The following is a 21,824-nucleotide window of genomic DNA, read 5'->3' as shown; positions in this document are numbered from 1 at the left end:
TAAAAGTGAATTTATCTTGTATCACTAATACAATTGATAATCATTTTTCTAGACTATTCGTAGTTATTTACCTTGTTATACTCAATGTCGGCTATGTGACCATCCGGTCGAATCAAAACGGTATCTATATTTTTTAACTTGGAATCTTGTATTTCTCCTATTATCACTTTTATGTGTGAATCAATATTTATTTTATTTATCTTATCTATATAAGAAGGGTGTATTAATAAGATAAATTTACCATCCTGCATTAATTCAAAGAGTTTATAACTTTTCTTATTTAGAGAAGAAATAGTGAGATTTGTACATCTTTTTCCTATCAATGGATGCCTTTCTGTATCGTGCATCGATGAATACATTATTCCTAAGCCACTTACTCTTTCAGATAAATCGTGATTTATCTCGGGGTATGTAAGTAGGTGCGAAAATAAACCCCTTAATTCCATTCCTGCGTTTGAAAAGTTTATCATTAATTGTTCTTGCGCTTGTACTTCCTTGAAAAATTGTTTTCCCACAGCATGTCTTTCAATATGATAACTTTCTAATAGGCGTTCATATTTTTTTTGTTTTATTGCGAGTCCTAATTTCCAGCCTATATTAAAAGCATCTTGTAGACCTACATTCAAACCTTGTCCTCCAGCAGGGAAATGAATATGTGCTGCATCCCCTGCTAAGAATACACGCTTATGTTGATAAGTATTTGCTAGTTTGGTTGCATTGCCAAAACGAGAAAGCCATATTGTGCTCTTAATTTGAAGATGTTCACCTGTAATACTATAAATACTATCTATAAACTCTTTTTCTGTAACAGCAACATGAACAGGTATTGTCTGATTCTTAGGATCAACAATTGCAAAACGAAATACATCAGTTGTAATAGGTACCATCATTAATATCCCATTTATATTAGAAGTAGATAAAAATGGAGTATCTGGTATATCTTCTAAAATAACATCACCTAATATAGCAGTAGTTGTTGTGTTTGTTCCATTAAACGGTATATTTGATAACTCACGAACTATACTTCTTGCTCCATCAGCTCCTATTACATATGGAACTTCTATTTTATATATTGTTTCTCTTTGTTCTATTTCTAGTTGTACAAATGTTTCATATTGTTTTAAGTCTTTCACAGTATGCCCGCGTTTAATGACTACACCTAATTCTAATGCACGTTCTTCTAATATTTCTTCTGTAATAGATTGGGGAATAAAAAGTGTATACGGAAAATCAGTATTTAAATTTTTAAAGTTTAATCTTGTATCTAAGGCAGCAAAATGACTTGTATTTAATTTCTTTCCTCTAGCTAAAAATCGATCTGCAATACCTCTCATAGCCATCAATTCTAAGGAGCGGGGGTGTAGTGTGAGTGCTCTAGAATTTCGTACCCGGTCTAATCTTCTCTCTAAAACAACAACTTTTACGCCTTGGATAGCTAATTCACATGCTGCCATAAGTCCAACTGGACCACCACCAACTACCGCTACATCATAATAATTGTCCATATCATGCCCTCCATTTATTTAATTGTTTAAGAGCTAATGTGAAAAATTGTAAATAGATTTATAAATGTTATCTATTGTACATATATAATTATACTTCATTTTGGTTTCCTGGGAAACTAAAATGAAGTTCCTAGGAGAAGTTTACTTAGTAAGTGTGTAGTTAAAGCTATATAGCGTGTCTGCAGCTTCTTCTGCTTGTGATATTTTTGCTAAAAATGCTACTACTGTAGTTCCATATGGGAGTTGTAAAGGTCTTTCTGCTATTCGCAGTTTTAATGAAGAAGTAGTGGTTGTAACTCGACTTCAAATAATTCGCTTTCAATTTCATTAAGTGCATACATTGATACAGGATGTGGAGAGGTATTAGATAAGACTTGTGATGAAAGAAGTTCTCCTGATGATGAGTAAAATGTAACAAACACTTGAGAAAATGGAGGGACCATAATGATTACACGGTCAGTTTTTTGTAACGTATTAACCAACTCCAAAATAATATAGTTTTATAAAAATCAAAAAACAATAGATAAATATAAAGATATTATTATGGGTACTTTTCCGATAGTGAATTAAGCAAATTAATAAACTCTTTATTTTATTGTAAATAGTTTAAGAGCACACAAATATGCGTGCTCTTAGAATAGAAAGGTAGTTTTCTATGAGTAGGGAGTCCCCATACAATAAAATATGCTTGTCCAATTTAAATGTGAGAAGTTTTTTATAAAAATTCTATTTGGTAAGTCTATGTGAAAAATCACCTTGTACAGGAACTCTTTGCAAAGTATTTTGTCTGCAGTCATGATTATTAAAGTTGATGAGAGCTGTTATCCGAATAATAAAACCACATCTCAAATTGTTGACTATATGTCTAACAACTAGGATGCGGTTCAATGAATAAAAAGTGTCCGAATAAAATATAAGGTAAAAAGTATAGGATACTTTTGTTATAAAGAGTATTTGTAGATGAATGTTATTGTTTTTTACTTTTGAAAGATTTGGGCTTCTAAATTACGAGTTGTTGGAGTACCTCTAATATAAAATTTCAGTAGAAATATTGAACTACTAATATGAATGTAGAAGATTTAATAAAGACGATAATGTTCTTTTAGTCATGTAATCTTTTCATTTGATGATCTTTTCCCCATTCACATAGTTCATCCATAATTTGCATTAAAGATTTCCCGTATTCGCTTATTGTGTACTCAACCTTTGGTGGTACTTCTTGATATACAGTACGATGGATAATCCTATCAGCTTCAAGTTGGCGAAGTTGTTGAGTTAGAACTTTTTGCGTAATGTTTGGGATTTCTCGTCGGATTTCGTTTGTTCGCATTTTTCCATCCATCAACACACATAAAATATGAACTTTCCATTTTCCGCCGATTACATCGAGTGTCGTTGCAATTGGGCAGTCTTCATTTTGATTCATATAACACCTCCACAGGTACTTTAAGGTTCCTATAGCACTTTAAAGTACGTACTTTTCAATTATATGTGACTCACTCATACTAATACGTAAAGGATTGAATAATTTAAAAAGGGGATGGAAGATGATGAGAACACTTGTAATTGTAGCACACCCTGATATTGAAAAATCAAAAATTAATAAAAGATGGATCGAAGAACTTGAGAAACATTCGGATGAAATAACGGTGCATGAATTATATAAAGCGGCACCGAATTGGGAGTTTAATATTGAGGAAGAGCAAAAGCTATTAGTAGAACATGACAGATATATATTTCAATTTCCGCTTTATTGGTACAGTTCACCACCATTATTAAAAAAATGGTTTGACGATGTATTAACATATGGATTTGCGTACGGATCAAAAGGAGATAAAGTGAAAGGGAAAGAATTTGGTCTAGCTATTTCTATAGGTGGATTAGAAAAAGACTATAAAAATAGCGGAATTACAATGGATGAGTTAACGAAACCATTTCAAGCTACGTGCTTATATACAGACATGAAATTTATACCTTCATTTTATTTATATGGTGCCGAATATAAATTAAGTGATGAAGAGATTAATAAAAGTGCACCGGAGTATGTGCGCTATGTGATGAATAAGGAGTATTCTAATATATAAGAGGAAATAGCCATTTACTTGTTAAGTAGATGGCTATTTTTATTGATTTTATATTCACTAAGTGTAATCTTTAGTAAATTAATAGTTAATCTGGTAAAATAAAAAACCTAACATATATAAAGGGGAGTTTTACTTGAGAACGATGCAAAAATTATTACAAAAAAGAGCAATGCAATCACCAAATTTGGAAGCGCTTGTAGGGGGAGAGAAAAGGTATTCGTTTCAGCAGTATAATGAACGAGTAAATCAGCTTGCACACTATTTGCTACATAACGGTGTACAAAGAGGGGATCGTATTGGAATACTATGCAAAAATAATCATCCGTTTCCAAGCGTTATGATGGCAAGTTTAAAAATTGGAGCTGTATGTATTCCGCTAAATCATCAGCTTACCGCTTTTGAATTAGAAACGATTGTAAAAGAAGCAAAATTAAAAGTGTTAGTTATTGATGAAGAATTTCATGAAGCTTTAAAGATTGATGCTGTTAAAGAAATTCCTTATGTAATTAAAACGACTGAAGAAGGATTTGGTTCATTTGAATTAACATTACAAGAACAGCCAATGACAGAACCGAATGTAGAAGTTCATGAAGAGGATGATGCGATTTACTTATTTACTTCAGGAACGACCGGACAGGCGAAAGCATGCGTAATTGGACATAAAAACTTACATCATTATTTTGCTGAGATTGCGGGCCAAAGAGAAATTCCTGCAGGTGAGCGCTTTTTATCCGTACATCCATTATTTCATATGAGTGGAGTGCTTTCTATTTTAAATTGTATTTATCATGGTGTTACGATGATCTTTTTAGCTGATTCGAATCCTGCTCTTATTTGGGATAAGATTGAAGAAGAGAAAATTACTACGATGCTTGCGTTCCCAGCTGTTTATAGCTACATGCTTGAGGAGCTAAATAAAAAAGAACGTAACATTTCAACTTTTAAAGTAGCACAAAGTGGTGGTACAAAAGTGCCAGAAACACTTATTCAAAAATATATGGAAAAAGGAATATATATGGTGCAAGGATATGGGAGTACAGAAGGTTGGGTTGTAACTTCATGGCATCCAATGATGGGAAAAGAAAAGATGTCTTCTGTAGGGAAAACTTTGAAACATGTAGAGTTAAAAATTGTTCATCCAGAAACAGGTGATGAACTAACAACAAATGAAGTTGGCGAGATTCATGTAAGAAGTCCATACATGTTTAAAGGGTATTGGAATAATGAAAAGGCGACAAAAAAGGTAGTAAAAGATAATTGGTTTAACATGGGCGATGCTGGCATGATAGATGATGACGGATTCCTGCATATTATGGGAAGATATAAAGACGTTATTATACGCGGTGGTGACAACGTATATCCAGATCAAGTAGAAGATGTTATTCATGAAATACATGGTGTTTTAGAAGTTGCAGTAGTTGGAGTTCCAGATGACTTTTGGGGAGAGATTCCGACAGCGTATATTGTAAAAGATATGCAAACGTCTTTAACCGAAGAAGAAATTATACGGCATTGTAAAGAGAAACTAGCAAGTTATAAAATACCATACGTTGTATTTATGGACAAATTACCGAAAAATGCTTTAGGGAAAGTGTTGAAGAGGGAATTAAGAGAAGGTGTACTTGTAAAATAAAAAACGATTAGATGATGAGGAATCCAGTTATGTACAAAGCATAACTGGATTTTTGTTTGTAAAGAACATAATAATTTACTAGATTTTGTATTTTGTGTAAGATAATAAAGAATATTCAATCATTAATAAAAGGAAGAGATATAAATGAAGCTACCGTTATTACAAGTAGAGACAGGGAGGCTCATAATCCGTCCGTTCCAAAATGATGATTATGAAAGTTGGTTAGATGGATTTCATAAGAGGCTACCATCGCAGTATAAATATGACGATGGCCATCAAGTTATGGCATCATCAACAAAAGAATGGTTCACGGAATGGATAAGAGGTTTTGATGAAGCAGCAAATCGAGATGAGATGTATGTATTAGGTATTTTTCGTAAAGAAGATGGGGCTAATATTGGGAAGCTAGAGCTTATAAAAATTTTACGTATGGACTATCAATGGGCGATGATGGGGTATTCCATACATAATCAATACTGGAAAAATGGATATGGTATTGAAAGTGTGAAAGCTGCGTTATCGTTATTTTTTAATAGTCTTCATTTCCATAGAATTGAATTACATATACATGTTGATAATGAGCCATCCGTTCGTCTTGCGGAAAGAACAGGTTTTTCACTTGAATGCAAGAGAGAGGCATTTTCTTTAGAGAATGGTAAATGGATGGACTTTCTTATTTATTTTAAAAATAAGGAGATGGATATATGAGAGTTCTAATTACAGGGGGAAATCGCGGGTTAGGGTTACAGTTAGTAAAAGTATTTCATGAAAATGGGCATATCGTTTATCCGTTAGTTAGAACTGAGGTTGCGGTAACGCAATTGAAGCAAATGTTTAGTTGTAGATGTTTTCCTATATTGGCAGACTTATCACTTGATGATAGTACGGAGCAGATTAAGAACCAGCTCGAGGGATATACAGAGTATATGGATCTAGTTATAAATAACGCTGGAATTACTGGAAAGGAGACTGAGATTTTACATACAAATTCAGAAGAGTTAACGGACTTATTTAATATTCACTGCTTAGGCGTAATTCGAGCTGTAAAAGGTACATATGTGGCTTTAGCTAAATCGGATCAGCCGAGAATAATAAATATGTCCTCTCGGTTAGGATCACTACATAAAATGGCGAACAAAGAATTTCCGCAAGGTCAGTTCTCATATTCCTATCGAATTGCTAAAGCTGCGCAAAATATGCTAACACTTTGTTTACAACAAGAGTTTGAGAATAAAGGAATTCGTGTAACGGCAATTCACCCAGGAAAATTAAAGACTGATATTGGTGCCTTTGATGCGAATATGACTCCGGCTGAAGGAGCGCAAAATATATATGATTGGGTAATTGATTCAAATGAGGACGTTTCAGGGAAGTTTATTGAGCCAGGTGTGGGGGAATTGAAGTGGTGATATGCGATCTTACAATCATTCAGAATTTATTTGGCCCTTCTAAAAAAGTATTAAATGGCTTGCCAAATGCAGTAACGATTGAAGAGATAGAAGAAGATTTCTTTTATAACGTACAAACATATAAAGAAAAGATAAGTAGATTTGAAGAGATTTGTTTTGACTGGGAGTTAAAAAGAGCGAGTATTGTATTAAATAAAAGGTTTAGTAGTTATAACTCAAGTGTGAGGGTGTTACTTGATGCGGATTTTTCTTTACATGCAGCAAAGATAGAAGTGTGTAGAGAGTTAGACGATGTAGAGGCACTTGAAAAACAATTTACATACCGTTCAATAGAAGAAACTTTATCGGCAAAAGATTTTAAATCCATTTGGGAGCAATGTATGTTGAACTCAGGAAACCAAACTTCAATTTTAAATATTGATGAGCATTTTTATTCAGTGCAAACAGAGTTAGGTAAAGGCTGGGAGAAGTCATGCATTGTTTTTTATGATAAAAATGATCCGATTGGTTTGTCCATACCGCATATAGAGTCTGGAACGGAAAATGAAGGACGATTATTTTACTTTGGGGTAATGCCTCATTATCGCGGGAAAGGAATCTCTTCCCAAATGCATCTTCAATCGTTACATATGTTAAAGGAAATGGGTGCTACTTATTACATCGGAAGTACACATACTTCAAATGAAAAGATGCAGAGGGTATTTTGGAGAAATCGTTGTTCGGTGAAAACGGAGATAGAGCTTTATTATAAAATTTTTAAAGAAGGTTAGGAGAAAAGAAAATGAAGACTATAAAGGTATTTCATTACGAGGCATTTACGAATAAACCAAATATGGGGAATCCAGCAGGTGTTGTATTAGAGGCGGATGGATTAACAGCAGGGGAAATGCAGCGTATTGCTGAAAAAGTTGGATTTAACGAAACGTCTTTCGTTCTTTCTTCAAAAGTAGCAGATTTAAAGGTTCGCTATTTTACCCCTCGTTTTGAAATGGATTTATGTGGTCATGGAACAGTTGGAACAATATTTGCCTTGTGTGAAAGAGGTTTATTAGAAGAGAAAACAAGTTTTACGATTGAAACGAAGGCAGGGGTTTTAGCAATACAAATAGATGTAAATGAAAAGGGAGAAACCTTTATTAAAATGAGGCAGGCTACACCTCAGTTTAAAGAATTTGCATGTTCAAAAGAAGAATTAGCTCATAGCATTGGTTTGGACGTAAATGATTTAGATGTAAGTTTACCGATTGTATATGGAAGTACAGGAAACTGGACTGTAATTGTACCGGTTAAAAATCTAGATATATGTGAGAGAATGAAGCCTAACAATGAGATGTTTCCATCGGTATTAAAAGAAATACCTAACGCTTCTATTCATCCAGTTTGCTTAGAAACTTATGATGAACAGGCACAAATGCATGGGCGTCATTTCTCATCGGCTTATGCTGGAACGATTGAAGATCCAGTGACAGGAACAGCTTCAGGTGTAATGGGAGCGTACTATGCGATGTATTTGGAGAAAGGTTTTGACCATAAAATGGAATTAATCGTTGAACAAGGACAGGAAATGAATAAAGATGGCCGTGTAACGGTATATGTAACGAAAGATGTAGAAAATGAGAAATTACAAATAGATATTGCTGGAACAGCGGTGTATGTGAAAGAGTTTAAAGTTTCAATATAAAGTGAAACTTTAATCAGTGGGGGTCTTACTGCCCGTTAATGTGGGATAAAAAAAGAAAGCCCGGAATACATCCAGACTTTCATTATCTGTTCAACACTTCAATATACGAAGCATCTCCAGTTGTTCTTAAAGCAGAGCGGAAATTGTTGTTTTCTAACGTTTTAGCGACTTGTTGTAATTGCTGTGCATCATCATGATGGATAAGTAAGCTGTCAGCACCGCTTTCTTCTATATGAATGTGTTCGACACTTCCAATGGCATCATGTACTGCTTTTAAAAATTCAGGTTTCATATTGTCCTCCTAATATGTATGTAACGTTGTTGTTAGTATTTCCTTATTTTTGAAATATAAAAGTAAATGAATTTTTGTTATATTAAGATTTTGGAAGGGGTTTCCTATTCGTTTGTCAAATAATAGTAAAGTTGTCTTTTGAATTGGGGGGATCTTCGAAATTAAAGGGTGAGAGAATGGACATTTCAATAATTGCTGCACAACTAGTTAAAGAGAAAGTTATTTCACATGCTCCAAATAGCGTAAAAGCGTTGAACGGAGGAACGACAAGTACTGTATATTTGTTGGACGAAAAATATGTAGTAAAGCTGAATGAAGCGGAAGTAATACGTGAAGAAGCTAATTTTCTTTCTTTTTATGAGGGGAATACTTTATTTTCAAAGCTTTTGTATAAGGAACCTTTACATACATATTTCGTGTATTCTTTCCTGGAAGGTAATACTTCGTGTAAACAAGGATATAAACGAAGTACGCTTCGTACACTTGTAAAAGAAGTTATCAATAAGTATAAAATGGTTCCAGAGGCAGAAGGCTGGGGATGGAAAGAAGGTCCGGTTCAATCTTGGAATGAATTTTTAACTGCAAATGTGATGGAAGCTTATGAAAATGTAAGATGTTACATAAGTGAAGAAGAATATAGAACGGTTCTTAAACTAGCAAATAGGGAAGCCGGAGTAAATCAACCCTTTTTATTACATGGTGATTTCGGATTTCATAATTTTATATTCCGGCAGAATAAGTTACATGGAGTAATTGATCCGTTACCAGTCCTTGGAGATCCTTTATATGACTTAATTTACGCATTCTGTTCAACTCCGGAAGATTTAACGAAAGAAACGATTGATTATGCGATGAAGCAATGTGTATTCCTTAAAAAAGATCGAGATTTATACGAGGAAATAGTCATAGGATTATATTTGCGTATAGACACATGTTTAAGACACCACCCCAAAGATTTAGAAGATTATTTACTAGCTTGGCGTTATTGGATAGGCAAAATTAAGCCGGCTTTATAGTACAAATAGTTTGGGGAGATAGTGAAATGAACATAGCAGAAGCAAAACGAGATTTAGCACAAAGAACGAAAAGAGGATTTCCAGTTATAATAGCTGGTATTTTATTTTGGATTGTAGCAAGTGTAACGGGTGTTCTTCTTTCAGAAAAGCAAGTTGTGTGGGTGTATTTAATTGGTATGGGTTGTGTATTTCCTTTTGGCTTAATGATAGCTGCTATATTGAAAATTGATATGTTTGCGAAAGGAAATCCGCTAGGAACTTTAGCTGGATTAATTGGCGGGATAAATGTATTAAATATTCCGTTTGTATTACTTGCCTATTTTCAATTTCTAGAGTGGCTACCTTTTGTAGTAGCGATGTTAATAGGGGTTCATTTTGTACCGTACGTATGGATTTATGAAAGTAAAAGTTATGGTGTATTGTCAGTAGGGACTGTGCTCGTAACGTCAGTTTGCGGGATTCTTTTTGCAGACAATGGATTTACTGCCATTCCATTGGCAGTTACAGTTGTCTACTTACTGACTCTAATCGGTTTATTAATTGAAAATAAAAAATTAGATCATTATCAACAAAAATCAGCTTCATAAAAATATAGGGATAGGGGGAATTATTATGAAAAATTTCGTTTGTACAACGTGCGGCGTACAGTATGCAGCGAGTGTCGAAGAACCGGTAAGTTGTGTTATTTGTGATGAGGAGAGACAATATGTGAATCCGAAAGGACAGTCTTGGACGACTTTAGAAAACTTGCAATCGAGTGGTACATATAAAAATGAAATGATAGAAGAAGAAAATGGGCTTTATAGTATTACGACAAAACCGACATTTGCAATTGGTCAAACAGGATATGTAGTAAAAACGGAAGCGTATCGATTACTATGGGATTGTATTACTTATTTAGATGAAACGACAATTGAGAAGATAAAGGAGTGGGGCGGGTTAGATGCGATAGCACTATCTCATCCTCATTATTATTCAACGCAAGTAGAATGGGCAGAAACGTTTGATGTACCAATCTATATACATGAAGACGATAAAGAGTGGGTAGTACGCCCGAGTAGTCGTATTATTTATTGGTCTGGCGAGTCTTTACAATTAGCGGACGGAATTACTATTCATCGTCTCGGAGGACATTTTAGCGGCGGTTCTGTATTACATTGGGAAGAAGGAAATGGTGGGAAAGGTATTTTATTAACAGGTGATATTATTCAAGTCGTAGCGGATCAGCAATGGGTGAGCTTCATGTACAGCTATCCAAACTTAATTCCATTACCGGCGAGAAAAGTGGAGGAAATGGCGAATCGAGTGAAGCCGTTACAATTTAATCGTTTATATAATGCTTTTCACCGAGTAGTGAAAGAGAATGCAAATGAGGCAGTGGAACGTTCTGCTGAAAGATATATAAAGGCGGTAGAAGGAAAGTTATTTCATACGTAAAAGGAGATTTAGTTTTTATTAATACGTTAGTATGCTTTGGTGATAGTATTACAGCTGATGAAACGTTTTTTGATGAAACGCCGAGGTTAACACCGCGTTTGCGGGAGATGTTTCCAAAATGGAAGGTGGTAAATGCGGGGGTTCCGGGTGATAATACGTTCGATGCGTTACATAGGATTGAAGATGATGTACTATCACATAAACCAGACTTCGTAACAGTTTTTCTTGGTACGAATGATTCGGTATTATTTGATCCAGTACCATTGCAAGTATACAAAGACAATTTAGCGAAAATTGTAAGTATGATTTCACCGGAAAAAGTATTACTTATTAGTCCTGCACCAGTTGATGAAGAACGCCAGCATAATAGAACAAATAAAGTACTTGGTCAGTATGCAGACGTAGTAGAGGAAGTGGCGAAGGAAACAGGAAGTTATTTTCTAAATTTATATGCTGAAATGATTCAAGAGCCTCATTATAAAAGATTAGTAGAAGATGATGAAAAAGACGGTTTACATTTTGGCCGACAAGGTTATGAATATGTAGCGGAGTTAATTGGTAAAAAGTTAAAAGGGATTTTGTAAGAAGCAAAGTGTACGCGCTTTGCTTTTTTTGTCCGCGTATTTCTTCCTACAATGCTGCTGTGCTCAATGCAGTAGCTTTTATTATGCTAAACATGTCGGGAAGAAATGAATAAAGTGGAATATAATTTATTTCGCTAATGGAATGCATCCAAGACTTAACAGTTGATTAATAGAACTGTAAAGTTTAAAATTACAGTATAGTTTTTAGAAGTGAGTTGCTATTGTTTGTAAAAAACAGATAAATTAAATATTCTCGAATAAAAAATATAACGTGTATTTCATTCTAAACTGTAATTTTTTTTAATACATTTCAATAATCTATATAATAATTTAAAAAGTAAAGGAGTGTGTGTAAAATATGGTGATTTTATATACGACAGCAAGCTGTAGTTCGTGCCGAAAAGCAAAAGCATGGCTTGAAGAACATCAAATTGATTATACCGAAAAAAATATCGTATCAAATTCGCTTACAGTTGATGAACTTAAATCCATTCTTCGTTTAACTGAAGATGGTGCTACCGAAATTATTTCAACTAGATCTAAAACTTTTCAGGAATTAAATATAAATATTGAGGCGCTTTCGCTTAATGAGTTTTATAAATTAATAATTGAGTATCCTCAAATGTTACGTCGTCCAATTATGCTGGACGAAAAAAGATTACAGGTTGGTTTTAACGAGGAAGAAATTCGCAAATTTTTACCGCGTAGCGTTCGAACATTTTTGAATATTGAATTGCAAAAAATGGCTAATTAATAAGTAATATTTTGAAAGGAGGAAATAGAAGTGATTGAAGTATGTGTTACAGTTAATTATAAAGATAGAAACTATCACACAAATGTTATTGTGAGTAAAGATACGATTTGGACAAAAATTAAACAATTGGCAGAAGAACAAGTTAAGAAACAGTGGACTGTTTAAATTTATTTGCAACTTAAAAAGCTACATGAAGTTAGGAGATATAGGGGAGTTCTGATAGAATATAAAGGGATTTATTTTTTCATGCTAAGCATGATTCTTATATATTTTAACGTTTGACTAACCTATCTGTAATATTTATGGTTACAGTATGTTACTAAGCGAGAAATCATATTTTTTATCGTAGGAGGACAACGATGAACAGCGACTTTACCTTGGCCATTCACAGTTTAACTTATTTAGCTTTACAGCCAGATCGGATGTCAACAAGTAATGCTATTTCAGAAAGTGCAGGTGTTCATCCAGTACGCATTCGCAAAGTGCTAAGTTTGTTAAAAAAACATAAGTTTATACAATCAAAAGAGGGAACTGGTGGAGGTTTTATTTTTGCCCGTGATTTAAGTGAAATTAATCTTTGGAATATGTATCAAATAACCTCTGAAGGTGCATTGCAGCCGAAGTGTCCAGAATCAAATGATCAGTGTATTGTAGGTTCGAACATGCGGAAAGTTCTTTTTGCTATTTTCTTAGGTGCGGAAGAACATCTAGGTGAATATTTAAAGAATTATACAATGAAAGAAGTTGTTGACCTTATTAATCAAGAACGTTAAGCGGCTTAATTATTATGTAGCCGTGAGTTCTTAAAAAACAACTGTAATAAAAAGAATTACAGTTAAAGTTAGTTTTTATATCTTTTTTATCGTTACAAAAAATATTTATAAGAAGGTGAAAAGTATGATGTCAAATAATAATCATGTTTTAAAAGTGGGAGATTGGGTTCGTGGAATATCAAATGAGGGTGAATTCATAGTTGGTTACATTGTATCACTTGATGAAGTGGAAGATGTAGTTACAGTTAGCATTGTGAAACGTGACGACAAGTACACAATGAACGAAGCGATTTTACTCTTTAGTAAACACGTTAACAAACTCCCTGAATCAAAAGTAATAAATAAGGAGCAAATCCTTTATCTTATAGACCTTGCATTATTAACAGGGGATGAAGAATGGTTTATTGAGCTCTCTGCAAAATTAAACTTGATAAAAGAGCTAGTTAATGAGGGGTTTTAAAGATTACATTATTCGTATTTAATAGGTTTAATGGTGTAATAATCAATAATATCATCTCTTTTGTTGCATTTTAATAAAAGAGGTGATTGATGGTATGAAAATAAAAATAATTAGCATCATATATCTTCTGAGTTTTTTATTACCCTGTATTTCTGCTCAAGCAATTGGAAAAAGTGAAAATGAAATCAACGAATATTTTGACATAGATTTAACTGGTTATGAACTTTATTCGTTTGGTGACTTTAATCAAATAGGTTATAAGATAACGCCGCTTACTCAACTGTTTTTAGGTATAGTTCAAACAGAAGGTGAATGGATTGATGAACCACGATTATATATTAAGGGGACTAAAGGTTATTTTCATCTTTGGAAAGAGGATGGTACGAATGTTCTTTATACCGTTGAACAGAAAAGTGGTTTTTGGAAAATTATAAATGTAAATAGAAAAAGGATTAACAGAATACCTGTACCAAAAAAAATTTAAAAGAAGTAGTAATTAATCTTTTATTAGAACCAATAAGTAAAGAAGTTGAAAAATATTATAAGGAACCGAAGCTTTGGTACCGAGGTTCTGAAAAAATTGTTGAAATAACAAAAGACGAAGCAAATTATATTTTCTATGTAACTGTGCAAATTCAAACTTTTGAAGGGGCACACAATCCGCCTTATGGAGAGGACACAATTACTTTTCGTATAAAAGGAAATGAAATAAAACCCATTCAATACAAACATAGAAATATCCCTGAAGAAGATTTGAAAAAACTAAAATTAAGATGACATTGAAGTGATTCGTTTGCCTACACCTAACAATGATAATGATGTAAATAAGCTGTCCATATATGGGCAGCTTATTTTATTTTTTCGTTTAGCGAAGATTTTTGCGAAATGTTAGCGGTTCTCTTATTGTCATCAAGTTAAAATATGTATTTTCCTAAAAATGTATATGAATGCAATATTGATAATATATAACCTAAAAATTGGTTTATGCATTTAAAAAGAAATTTCTTTTTAACCACGTTAATTATTTATTAGAATATCTTTTTTAAATCAAAATAAAATTTTTAGATAAAGAAGAATATAAAAATTTTTAAAATGAGTATCTTGAATAAACAATATTTTACTGTGTTTTTTGCTGATTAATTCCGTTATAAGCGATAGGAACAAGGGTTGCATGCTAACTGTAAATTATTATCCATGTAAAATTATATCCATTGAATATTTCTGAAAATATAAAAATATTAATTTTATAAATATACACGTTATAATGAGGGCGTCGAGAGAAATTTTATGATCTCTGGAGAAAATATAAAAAATGCGATTAATAGAAAGAAAGGCGTGTGATTAGAGGCGAAATGTATGTAAAGTGCTTCAGTGGCTTGTGTAATCAATACCATAAATGCTGCCGAAGTTATGAAAGTGATGTATAGAATTGAGAAAGAAATGCCTCATAAATGAAGAGAGGCCGGTTTATCTAAAATTACTGTTACAAGTAAGTAAGAGAAACCATTAAAGTAACACACTGTTATTAGAAATGTTGCAACGTATTTATGAAGTCTATTCAATATTGTTCTCTTAAGCGGTCTTTATATAAAGAGCGGATAGTACGAGTAAACTTTTTTGTGAACGCTAACATTTATGTTAGGACGCTAACTAGCGAATGTTTCAATTTGGATTCATTATGATGAAGGACATACAATGTGGGGCAACTTGTAAGGAATTTATTTTCCGAAAAAAGGGAATGTTCGTTAGCTATAAAGAGATACGCAAGAATAGGATACAAGGGGGAGTTATTATATGAACGGGAATACTGCAAAGAAAATAGAAGTTCAAGCTGAAAATATCGCACTAGAAAATGAGCAATATGCAGATCCGAAAAAGTGGCATAAGCAGGATACTACATGGGCATTGAGCCTATTTGGAACTGCAATTGGAGCAGGGGTGCTCTTTTTACCGATTAATGCAGGTTCAGGTGGTTTATTATCATTACTACTAATTACATTGCTTGCATATCCAGTTATGTATTACTCACATAGGGCACTTGCTAAAATGATATACGCTTCTAATTCTGCTGATGAGGGGATCACAGGTACAATTAGAGAGTATTTCGGAAATAAAGCAAGTATCATTTTTAACATCGTATATTTCGGTTCAATTTATACAATCGTGCTAATGTATTCGGTTGCGCTTACAAATACTGCAAGTAGTTTTATCGTGCATCAATTGCACATGCCAGAGCCTCCAAGGGCTATTTTATCACTTGTATTAGTTCTTGGTCTTATCGCTATACTGAATTTTGGTCAAGATATTACTGTAAAGATCATGAGTATGCTAGTGTATCCTTTCATAGCTTCTCTACTGTTTATCGCAATATCTTTAATTCCACAGTGGAATACGTCAATGCTTAGCTTTTCAGCTGTTTCTACTGCTTCAACAGGAACAGGATATTTTGGAACGATACTGTTGATTCTACCAATCATCGTATTCTCATTTAACCATTCACCTATGATTTCATCATTTGTTGTGAAACAGAGAGCTACGTATGGAATAGAAGCTACTGATGCTAAATGTGCGCAAATACAAAAAGTTTGTTATATCATGACATTCGCTGTAGTTATGTTCTTCGTTTGGAGTAGTACATTAAGCTTGACTCCAGAGGATTTAAAAATGGCAAAAGAGCAAAACTTATCAATCCTTTCATATCTTGCTAATGAGCTTAATTCACCTGTAATTACGATTGCAGCTCCAATCATTGCTTTTGTGGCTATTACAAAATCTTTCCTTGGCCATTATATCGGAGCATTTGAAGTAATGCGTGACATGATTATTAAGTTCGGTAAATCACGTGGAAAAGTTATTGAAGAAAAAACAATTAAAACAATCGTCCTTACTTTTGTTGTATTATCATGCTGGTTTGTTGCTTATACAAATCCAAGTATTCTTGGACTTATTGATTCTCTAAGCGGTCCATTAGTTGCTGCTATCTTATGTCTATTACCGATGTATGCGATTCAAAAAGTACCAGTACTAGCTAAATACAAAGGGAAAATGAGTAACGTATTTGTTATTATTGTAGGTGTACTTACTGTTTTAGCAAGTATTAAATCATTATTCTAATTCACGATTGTTAGTTCTAATGCAAAATAGAACGATTTTGGGACAGGTTTCTCCGTTTGGAGAGTCTGTCCCTTTTTAATGCGTTACAGTTTGATCTTATTGATTTTATGAGGGATTCACGCATAATTGTAACTAAGGGAGATGATTTCAGATTGAGTAAACTGAATATTAGTACAACGGTTTCCGGAGATATAATTGTTACTCGTCTTATAGGCAAGATTAAAACAGATGATGTTTATGAATGGTTTAATGGCTTCGAGCGAGTTTGTCAGCAATTCATTTCCGAAGGGCGGAAATACAAATTGTTGATCGATAGAAAAGGATACATACCAGATCACTTTTCTGTTCAAAAAGCATGGAAAGAGAAGTTTTTCAATGAAACGATTTTGAAACACAGTAAGGCAATGGCTTTTCTTCTTGAAGAAGGAGAGATACTGAATTATTTACAACAATCTAATACAAAAAAATCTGTAAAATTTTTCGATGATTATGAACAAGCATTCCTTTGGTTGAATGAATATCCTAGATAAAACTTTTAGTGAACCAGTTGCTTAAGCAACTGGTTTTTTTATGCTTGTAAGTAGTAGCTGGAAGAAAACTTCTATACGAAATGTTTAGCGCTAGAGGACATACATTTTTAGTGCGTTAAATATAATTCATAATAGCAACAAGAAGAAAAGAATACGCTTTACGTTATTAGTTATATGGAAAGTCCGTACGGTAGGGTCGCATAATTTTAAAAATAGCAATGTGGCATAAAGTGAGTAAGGGGGATAAACATATGAGTACTTCAAATTTGAATGAAATAAGTAAACAAATTTTAATAGAGGAGGAAACACTTCAATTTTCCTCTTTTACAAATGAAGATGCACTGCAGATAGGTTTATTTATCGTTGAAACAGCGAAAAAGGAAGGGAAATTGATTGCTGTTGATATAGCGAAAAATGGTGTGCAATTATTTCATTTCAAGATGACGGGGACAACTGAGGAAAATACGAAATGGATTGAGCGTAAAAAACGAGTTGTTTCTTTGCACAATCATAGCTCGTATTATATGCAAATACAAAGTGAAATAACGGGTGTTCCATATAATGAAAAGTATCTTTTAGATAGGTCGGATTATGGTGCGTTTGGTGGTTGCGTTCCTGTGCAAATAAAAGATGTAGGAGTTATTGGAATGATAACAGTTTCAGGGTTACCACCAGAAGAAGATCATGAATTAGTTATAAGGGCAGTTAAAAATCATTTAAAGCAATAATAAAAAGGAAAAACCGAACAAGAATATGTTCGGTTTTTCCTTTTTATTATTCAGTTCATGAACATATTTTTAATAAGATGTTACGAAATGAAAAATCTTTAATTCAAGACACTTTCCTTGACGATAATAATCTATGTAGTTAATATGATAGACATAAAATAACTTAATTACTTTTTGTAATCTAGTTATTTTATGTAAGTATAACTGAGTAAGTAGGATGTGGGGAAAATGCTTTGAATTGCCACTATTAATATTGGGGACAATTAGAAAGCGACAAATATAAAAAATTAGAAGTTAAGAAGTAAGATTGGATCAACAATAATAGTAGCTTCTGTACAATGCATTCTTACTATATTGGCAATGACTATACATCACGAGGAGGACTGAAATTGGAATCGATGACCTTTGTTTTATTTGGAGCGACAGGGGATTTAGCGAAAAGGAAAATTTACCCCGCGCTATATAACTTATATAGAGATCAAAAGCTTCCAAAGCCAATATCTGTTATCGGGCTTGGAAGACGTGAAGTATCTCATTTAGATTTTCAAAAAAGAGTAAAAGAATCCATAGAAACTTTTTCTCGTCGCAGAGAAGAAGGTACTCCGAAAATAGAAGATTTTTTAGAGTATTTTCGTTATTGTCCGTTAGATGTGAATAAGCCAGAAGATTATAAAAGGTTATTACAAGTAGTTCATGAAAGGGAAGAAGAACAAAATATACAAGGGAATAGAATGTTCTACCTTTCAGTTACTCCTGACTTCTTTGAGACCATTGCTTTAAATATTAAAGAAAGTGGACTTGATAAAACAGATGGATGGAAGCGTCTAATGATTGAGAAACCGTTTGGTCATGATCTTACATCTGCCCGAGAGCTGAATGATAAGCTTAGTCGAACGTTTGAAGAAGACGAAATATACCGTATTGATCATTATTTAGGTAAACCGATGGTTCAAAATATTGAAGCACTTGAATTTGCAAATCCTGTTCTTCAATCGATTTGGAATAAAGAACATATAGCGAATGTACAAATAACAGCTAGTGAAACGGTTGGGGTAGAAGAAAGGGCAGCATATTATGATCATGCAGGAGCCATTCGCGATATGGTTCAAAATCATATGCTGCAAATATTAATGATGACTGCTATGAATCTGCCGGAAAAGATTAATGCATGTGAAATTCGTGAGGAAAAACGAAAAGTGATGGAGACTCTTCGTAAAGTGAAAAAAGAAGACGTTCAGAACCATATCATTCGCGGACAATATGCTTCAGGGGAGATAAAAGGACAACAAGTTGTGGCGTATAGAGAGGAGCCAGGAGTAAATCCTTCTTCTCAAACAGATACATTTGTTGCGGCTCGCTTATGGATTGATAACCCATTTTGGACTGATGTTCCTTTTTACATACGAACAGGAAAAAGAATGAAAGAAAAGTCTACTCGTATTGTAATTGAGTTTAAAAATACATTAAAACAGCAGTATCAAGATAGTAATCCAAATGCAGCGCCTAATTTGTTAATCATTGAAATTAGCCCAAATGAAAATGTTTCACTCCAATTAAATAGTAAAAATCCATTGAACAATGGAGAGCTTGAACCGATCCGTATTCATTTTACTTGTGAGCAAACAGGTGTGGGAATACCTGAAGCTTACGAAAGGCTTATCTATGATGCTGTATGTGGAGATTCTACATTCTTTGCACACTGGAGAGAAGTTGAATTGTCATGGGAATGGGTGCAGCCAATACTTGAAGCATTCGAAGAAAACTTGTTACCACTTCATGAATATAAGTCGGGTTCGTATGGTCCAGATGCTGCGAATGCTCTATTACAAGAAAGTGAGTTTAAATGGTGGTTAGATGAGGAATTGAAAAAATAAGTACATTCTTACATGAAGGTATTTCATACGTTTCTTTATATGTAAAACAATATGACAAAAAGATATTCATCATTTTATTAACATGTATTTATGATGAAAGGTAATTCAAGGAGGAATTATATTATGAGAGTAGGATTAATTGGTTTAGGTAAAATGGGATTAAATTTAGGGAAGAATTTAATGGATCATAAACATGAAGTAGCTGCATTCGATTTAAATACGAGTGCGGTGGAAGAAATGAAAGAGTATGGTGCTACAGGTACGTCTAGTTTAAACGAACTTGTGCAATCATTGGAATCACCAAGAATTCTTTGGGTAATGGTTCCGCACGCTGTTGTTGATTCTGTTATTAATGAGATCACTCCGCTTTTATCAAAAGGAGATATTTTAATTGAAGCTGGTAATTCACATTATAAAGAGTCTATTCGCCGATATGAGCAACTAAAGAAAGATGGCATTCACTTTATGGATGCAGGAACTTCTGGCGGAATGGAAGGTGCGCGTAATGGAGCTTGTTACATGATCGGAGGAGATCAAGAAGCTTGGGACATCGTTGAACCTATCTTCCGTGATACAGCTGTAGAAAATGGATTCTTATATGCAGGAAAAGCTGGTAGCGGTCACTTCTTAAAAATGATTCATAACGGAATTGAATACGGAATGATGGCTGCTATTGGTGAAGGGTTTGAGGTTTTAGAGAAGAGTGAATTTGATTACGATTATGAAAAAGTATCAAGAGTATGGAACAACGGTTCAGTCATTCGTTCATGGTTAATGGAATTGACTGAAAACGCATTTTCTAAAGATGCAAAATTGGATGAAATTAAGGGCGTTATGCATTCTTCTGGTGAAGGAAAATGGACAGTAGAAACAGCATTAGACCTTCAAACAGCAACTCCTGTTATCGCAATGTCTCTATTAATGCGCTACCGCTCATTAGACAATGATACATTTACAGGAAAAGTTGTAGCAGCACTGCGTAATGAGTTTGGTGGACATGCAGTAGAAAAGAAATAAACATTTTAAAAGTATAACTCGTTAATGTTTAAAAAATGGAGGGAATGAATTATGAAGTTTTTTATTGATACTGCAAATCTTGAGGACATAAAAAAAGCATATAAACTTGGAGTTTTAGCCGGCGTTACAACGAATCCTTCTTTAGTAGCGAAAGAGGGCATTAAGTTTGAAGACCGTATTGCAGAAATTTGTCAGGCAGTGCCTAAAGTTGAATCTGTTTCGGCAGAAGTAACTCCAGATGTTGTAGAAGCTGAAGAAATGATCTCTCAAGCAGAAGAACTGATTAAAATTAACGGTGGTGATAAAAACATCACGATAAAACTTCCAATGACGCTAGCAGGATTAGAAGCTTGTCGCTACCTTACTGAAAAAGGTGTGAAAACGAACGTTACACTTATTTTCACTGTGAACCAAGCCCTTTTAGCTGCTAGAGCAGGTGCAACGTATGTTTCACCATTTTTAGGTCGCCTAGATGATATTTCTGAAGATGGCGTACTATTAGTTGCTAAAATAGCTGAATTGTTCGATATTCATCAATTAGATACACAAATTATTGCGGCTTCTGTTAGACATCCAGACCATGTCACTCGTGTAGCAATGGCAGGTGCTCACATTGCAACAATTCCTTATAAAGTAATTGAACAACTTGCTATGCACCCATTAACAGACCAAGGTATTGAGAAGTTTGCTGCGGATTGGGCGAAGGCGCCTAAGTTATAAGGAAGTAAAGTTTACACAAATTGCTTTTTCACGAGAGGACCAATCTCTATGTAACTTCATCCTTTAAAATAAATCTCGAGTTTGGTACCTTATTACGTAAAAGCAGCGATATGAAAAGACACCATGCATTTTCAAAACAGCACAATGGTTATAAAAAGGATCCCCTTATGAGAGTGAAGTTTATGAAAACGTAGCTCTCATAAGGGAGCGTCT

23 protein-coding genes and 1 pseudogene are annotated in these 21,824 nt (G+C 33.9%); 21 read left to right on the top strand and 3 right to left on the bottom strand.

Annotation, left to right across the window (positions count from 1 at the left end):
* Positions 1 to 53: 53 nt before the first annotated feature.
* On the bottom strand, positions 54 to 1,505 hold the full coding sequence (locus ACU8YW_RS16800) for an FAD-dependent oxidoreductase (RefSeq protein ID WP_306007694.1): 1,452 nt from the start codon (positions 1,503 to 1,505) through the stop codon (positions 54 to 56).
* 1,102 nt (positions 1,506 to 2,607) lie between these two features.
* A complete protein-coding gene (locus tag ACU8YW_RS16795; protein ID WP_001072997.1) occupies positions 2,608 to 2,931 on the bottom strand; it encodes a winged helix-turn-helix transcriptional regulator in 324 nt (107 codons plus the stop codon).
* Positions 2,932 to 3,055: 124 nt separating this feature from the next.
* Between ACU8YW_RS16795 and ACU8YW_RS16790 the strand changes: the two genes are divergently transcribed.
* The 6 genes from ACU8YW_RS16790 (at position 3,056) to ACU8YW_RS16765 (ending at position 8,312) form a co-directional block, all read left to right on the top strand.
* Positions 3,056 to 3,589 (top strand): NAD(P)H-dependent oxidoreductase, encoded by a 534-nt coding sequence (locus ACU8YW_RS16790; protein WP_141499217.1) that lies wholly within the window; start codon positions 3,056 to 3,058, stop codon positions 3,587 to 3,589.
* Positions 3,590 to 3,722: 133 nt separating this feature from the next.
* Complete coding sequence (locus tag ACU8YW_RS16785; protein ID WP_106382893.1) at positions 3,723 to 5,222, top strand: class I adenylate-forming enzyme family protein; 1,500 nt, start codon at positions 3,723 to 3,725, stop codon at positions 5,220 to 5,222.
* A 144-nt stretch (positions 5,223 to 5,366) separates the two neighbouring features.
* Positions 5,367 to 5,930: a GNAT family N-acetyltransferase gene (locus ACU8YW_RS16780; protein WP_088609552.1), complete on the top strand. Its 564-nt coding sequence runs from the start codon at positions 5,367 to 5,369 to the stop codon at positions 5,928 to 5,930.
* The gene (locus tag ACU8YW_RS16775; protein ID WP_426934029.1) at positions 5,927 to 6,631 is read left to right on the top strand and encodes an SDR family NAD(P)-dependent oxidoreductase; all 705 of its coding nucleotides are present in this window, start codon (positions 5,927 to 5,929) and stop codon (positions 6,629 to 6,631) included. The genes ACU8YW_RS16780 and ACU8YW_RS16775 overlap by 4 nt, the downstream gene beginning before the upstream one ends.
* Positions 6,628 to 7,401 (top strand): GNAT family N-acetyltransferase, encoded by a 774-nt coding sequence (locus tag ACU8YW_RS16770; RefSeq protein WP_142310832.1) that lies wholly within the window; start codon positions 6,628 to 6,630, stop codon positions 7,399 to 7,401. Before ACU8YW_RS16775 ends, ACU8YW_RS16770 begins: the two co-directional genes overlap by 4 nt.
* 11 nt (positions 7,402 to 7,412) lie before the next feature.
* Positions 7,413 to 8,312 (top strand): PhzF family phenazine biosynthesis isomerase, encoded by a 900-nt coding sequence (locus ACU8YW_RS16765; protein WP_426934028.1) that lies wholly within the window; start codon positions 7,413 to 7,415, stop codon positions 8,310 to 8,312.
* 82 nt (positions 8,313 to 8,394) lie between these two features.
* Here ACU8YW_RS16765 and ACU8YW_RS16760 read toward each other — a convergent pair whose 3' ends face one another.
* Entirely contained in the window at positions 8,395 to 8,604 is a 210-nt protein-coding gene (locus tag ACU8YW_RS16760) for a hypothetical protein (RefSeq protein ID WP_044443258.1), read from the bottom strand.
* Between the two features lie 176 nt (positions 8,605 to 8,780).
* Between ACU8YW_RS16760 and ACU8YW_RS16755 the strand changes: the two genes are divergently transcribed.
* From ACU8YW_RS16755 to fsa, 15 genes and pseudogenes are all read left to right on the top strand, one after another.
* Positions 8,781 to 9,620 (top strand): phosphotransferase family protein, encoded by an 840-nt coding sequence (locus tag ACU8YW_RS16755; RefSeq protein ID WP_088064078.1) that lies wholly within the window; start codon positions 8,781 to 8,783, stop codon positions 9,618 to 9,620.
* Positions 9,621 to 9,646: 26 nt separating this feature from the next.
* Complete coding sequence (locus tag ACU8YW_RS16750; RefSeq protein ID WP_426934027.1) at positions 9,647 to 10,207, top strand: DUF7010 family protein; 561 nt, start codon at positions 9,647 to 9,649, stop codon at positions 10,205 to 10,207.
* A 25-nt stretch (positions 10,208 to 10,232) separates the two neighbouring features.
* Positions 10,233 to 11,057 (top strand): MBL fold metallo-hydrolase, encoded by an 825-nt coding sequence (locus ACU8YW_RS16745; protein ID WP_087984118.1) that lies wholly within the window; start codon positions 10,233 to 10,235, stop codon positions 11,055 to 11,057.
* Between the two features lie 17 nt (positions 11,058 to 11,074).
* Positions 11,075 to 11,641, top strand: a complete 567-nt coding sequence (locus ACU8YW_RS16740; RefSeq protein WP_088064076.1) for an SGNH/GDSL hydrolase family protein — start codon at positions 11,075 to 11,077, stop codon at positions 11,639 to 11,641.
* Positions 11,642 to 11,999: 358 nt separating this feature from the next.
* Entirely contained in the window at positions 12,000 to 12,395 is a 396-nt protein-coding gene (gene spxA / locus ACU8YW_RS16735) for a transcriptional regulator SpxA (RefSeq protein ID WP_000236196.1), read from the top strand.
* A 30-nt stretch (positions 12,396 to 12,425) separates the two neighbouring features.
* Positions 12,426 to 12,560, top strand: a complete 135-nt coding sequence (locus ACU8YW_RS16730) for a BA3454 family stress response protein (RefSeq protein ID WP_000573513.1) — start codon at positions 12,426 to 12,428, stop codon at positions 12,558 to 12,560.
* 194 nt (positions 12,561 to 12,754) lie between these two features.
* On the top strand, positions 12,755 to 13,168 hold the full coding sequence (saiR, locus tag ACU8YW_RS16725) for an Rrf2-family transcriptional regulator SaiR (protein WP_001083471.1): 414 nt from the start codon (positions 12,755 to 12,757) through the stop codon (positions 13,166 to 13,168).
* 124 nt (positions 13,169 to 13,292) lie between these two features.
* A complete protein-coding gene (locus ACU8YW_RS16720; RefSeq protein WP_000987459.1) occupies positions 13,293 to 13,628 on the top strand; it encodes an IDEAL domain-containing protein in 336 nt (111 codons plus the stop codon).
* Positions 13,629 to 13,722: 94 nt separating this feature from the next.
* Positions 13,723 to 14,405 (top strand): annotated as a pseudogene (locus ACU8YW_RS16715) (DUF3888 domain-containing protein).
* 1,017 nt (positions 14,406 to 15,422) lie between these two features.
* On the top strand, positions 15,423 to 16,742 hold the full coding sequence (locus ACU8YW_RS16710; protein WP_046954708.1) for an aromatic amino acid transport family protein: 1,320 nt from the start codon (positions 15,423 to 15,425) through the stop codon (positions 16,740 to 16,742).
* 107 nt (positions 16,743 to 16,849) lie between these two features.
* Complete coding sequence (locus ACU8YW_RS16705) at positions 16,850 to 17,272, top strand: STAS/SEC14 domain-containing protein (RefSeq protein ID WP_426934070.1); 423 nt, start codon at positions 16,850 to 16,852, stop codon at positions 17,270 to 17,272.
* A gap of 218 nt (positions 17,273 to 17,490) precedes the next feature.
* Complete coding sequence (locus ACU8YW_RS16700) at positions 17,491 to 18,000, top strand: heme-degrading domain-containing protein (protein ID WP_426934026.1); 510 nt, start codon at positions 17,491 to 17,493, stop codon at positions 17,998 to 18,000.
* A gap of 389 nt (positions 18,001 to 18,389) precedes the next feature.
* Complete coding sequence (zwf, locus tag ACU8YW_RS16695) at positions 18,390 to 19,874, top strand: glucose-6-phosphate dehydrogenase (RefSeq protein ID WP_060487784.1); 1,485 nt, start codon at positions 18,390 to 18,392, stop codon at positions 19,872 to 19,874.
* A 123-nt stretch (positions 19,875 to 19,997) separates the two neighbouring features.
* The gene (gnd, locus tag ACU8YW_RS16690) at positions 19,998 to 20,891 is read left to right on the top strand and encodes a phosphogluconate dehydrogenase (NAD(+)-dependent, decarboxylating) (RefSeq protein ID WP_088609547.1); all 894 of its coding nucleotides are present in this window, start codon (positions 19,998 to 20,000) and stop codon (positions 20,889 to 20,891) included.
* A gap of 51 nt (positions 20,892 to 20,942) precedes the next feature.
* Positions 20,943 to 21,611 (top strand): fructose-6-phosphate aldolase, encoded by a 669-nt coding sequence (fsa, locus tag ACU8YW_RS16685; RefSeq protein ID WP_087984123.1) that lies wholly within the window; start codon positions 20,943 to 20,945, stop codon positions 21,609 to 21,611.
* Positions 21,612 to 21,824 lie beyond the last annotated feature (213 nt).

The sequence above is a fragment of the Bacillus pretiosus genome (genome assembly GCF_052947655.1).
Note: the sequence above shows the minus strand (reverse complement) of the source record. Positions and strands in the feature narration are given on the sequence as shown.

Bases quoted from the DNA above. Each gene is read 5' to 3' on its own strand.
- ACU8YW_RS16800 (WP_306007694.1), bottom strand. From the start codon at position 1,505: ATGGACAATTATTATGATGTAGCGGTAGTTGGTGGTGGTCCAGTTGGA.
- ACU8YW_RS16795 (WP_001072997.1), bottom strand. From the start codon at position 2,931: ATGAATCAAAATGAAGACTGCCCAATTGCAACGACACTCGATGTAATC.
- ACU8YW_RS16790 (WP_141499217.1), top strand. From the start codon at position 3,056: ATGAGAACACTTGTAATTGTAGCACACCCTGATATTGAAAAATCAAAA.
- ACU8YW_RS16780 (WP_088609552.1), top strand. From the start codon at position 5,367: ATGAAGCTACCGTTATTACAAGTAGAGACAGGGAGGCTCATAATCCGT.
- ACU8YW_RS16775 (WP_426934029.1), top strand. From the start codon at position 5,927: ATGAGAGTTCTAATTACAGGGGGAAATCGCGGGTTAGGGTTACAGTTA.
- ACU8YW_RS16765 (WP_426934028.1), top strand. From the start codon at position 7,413: ATGAAGACTATAAAGGTATTTCATTACGAGGCATTTACGAATAAACCA.
- ACU8YW_RS16760 (WP_044443258.1), bottom strand. From the start codon at position 8,604: ATGAAACCTGAATTTTTAAAAGCAGTACATGATGCCATTGGAAGTGTC.
- ACU8YW_RS16755 (WP_088064078.1), top strand. From the start codon at position 8,781: ATGGACATTTCAATAATTGCTGCACAACTAGTTAAAGAGAAAGTTATT.
- ACU8YW_RS16750 (WP_426934027.1), top strand. From the start codon at position 9,647: ATGAACATAGCAGAAGCAAAACGAGATTTAGCACAAAGAACGAAAAGA.
- ACU8YW_RS16745 (WP_087984118.1), top strand. From the start codon at position 10,233: ATGAAAAATTTCGTTTGTACAACGTGCGGCGTACAGTATGCAGCGAGT.
- spxA (WP_000236196.1), top strand. From the start codon at position 12,000: ATGGTGATTTTATATACGACAGCAAGCTGTAGTTCGTGCCGAAAAGCA.
- saiR (WP_001083471.1), top strand. From the start codon at position 12,755: ATGAACAGCGACTTTACCTTGGCCATTCACAGTTTAACTTATTTAGCT.
- ACU8YW_RS16720 (WP_000987459.1), top strand. From the start codon at position 13,293: ATGATGTCAAATAATAATCATGTTTTAAAAGTGGGAGATTGGGTTCGT.
- ACU8YW_RS16710 (WP_046954708.1), top strand. From the start codon at position 15,423: ATGAACGGGAATACTGCAAAGAAAATAGAAGTTCAAGCTGAAAATATC.
- ACU8YW_RS16705 (WP_426934070.1), top strand. From the start codon at position 16,850: ATGAGGGATTCACGCATAATTGTAACTAAGGGAGATGATTTCAGATTG.
- ACU8YW_RS16700 (WP_426934026.1), top strand. From the start codon at position 17,491: ATGTGGCATAAAGTGAGTAAGGGGGATAAACATATGAGTACTTCAAAT.
- gnd (WP_088609547.1), top strand. From the start codon at position 19,998: ATGAGAGTAGGATTAATTGGTTTAGGTAAAATGGGATTAAATTTAGGG.
- fsa (WP_087984123.1), top strand. From the start codon at position 20,943: ATGAAGTTTTTTATTGATACTGCAAATCTTGAGGACATAAAAAAAGCA.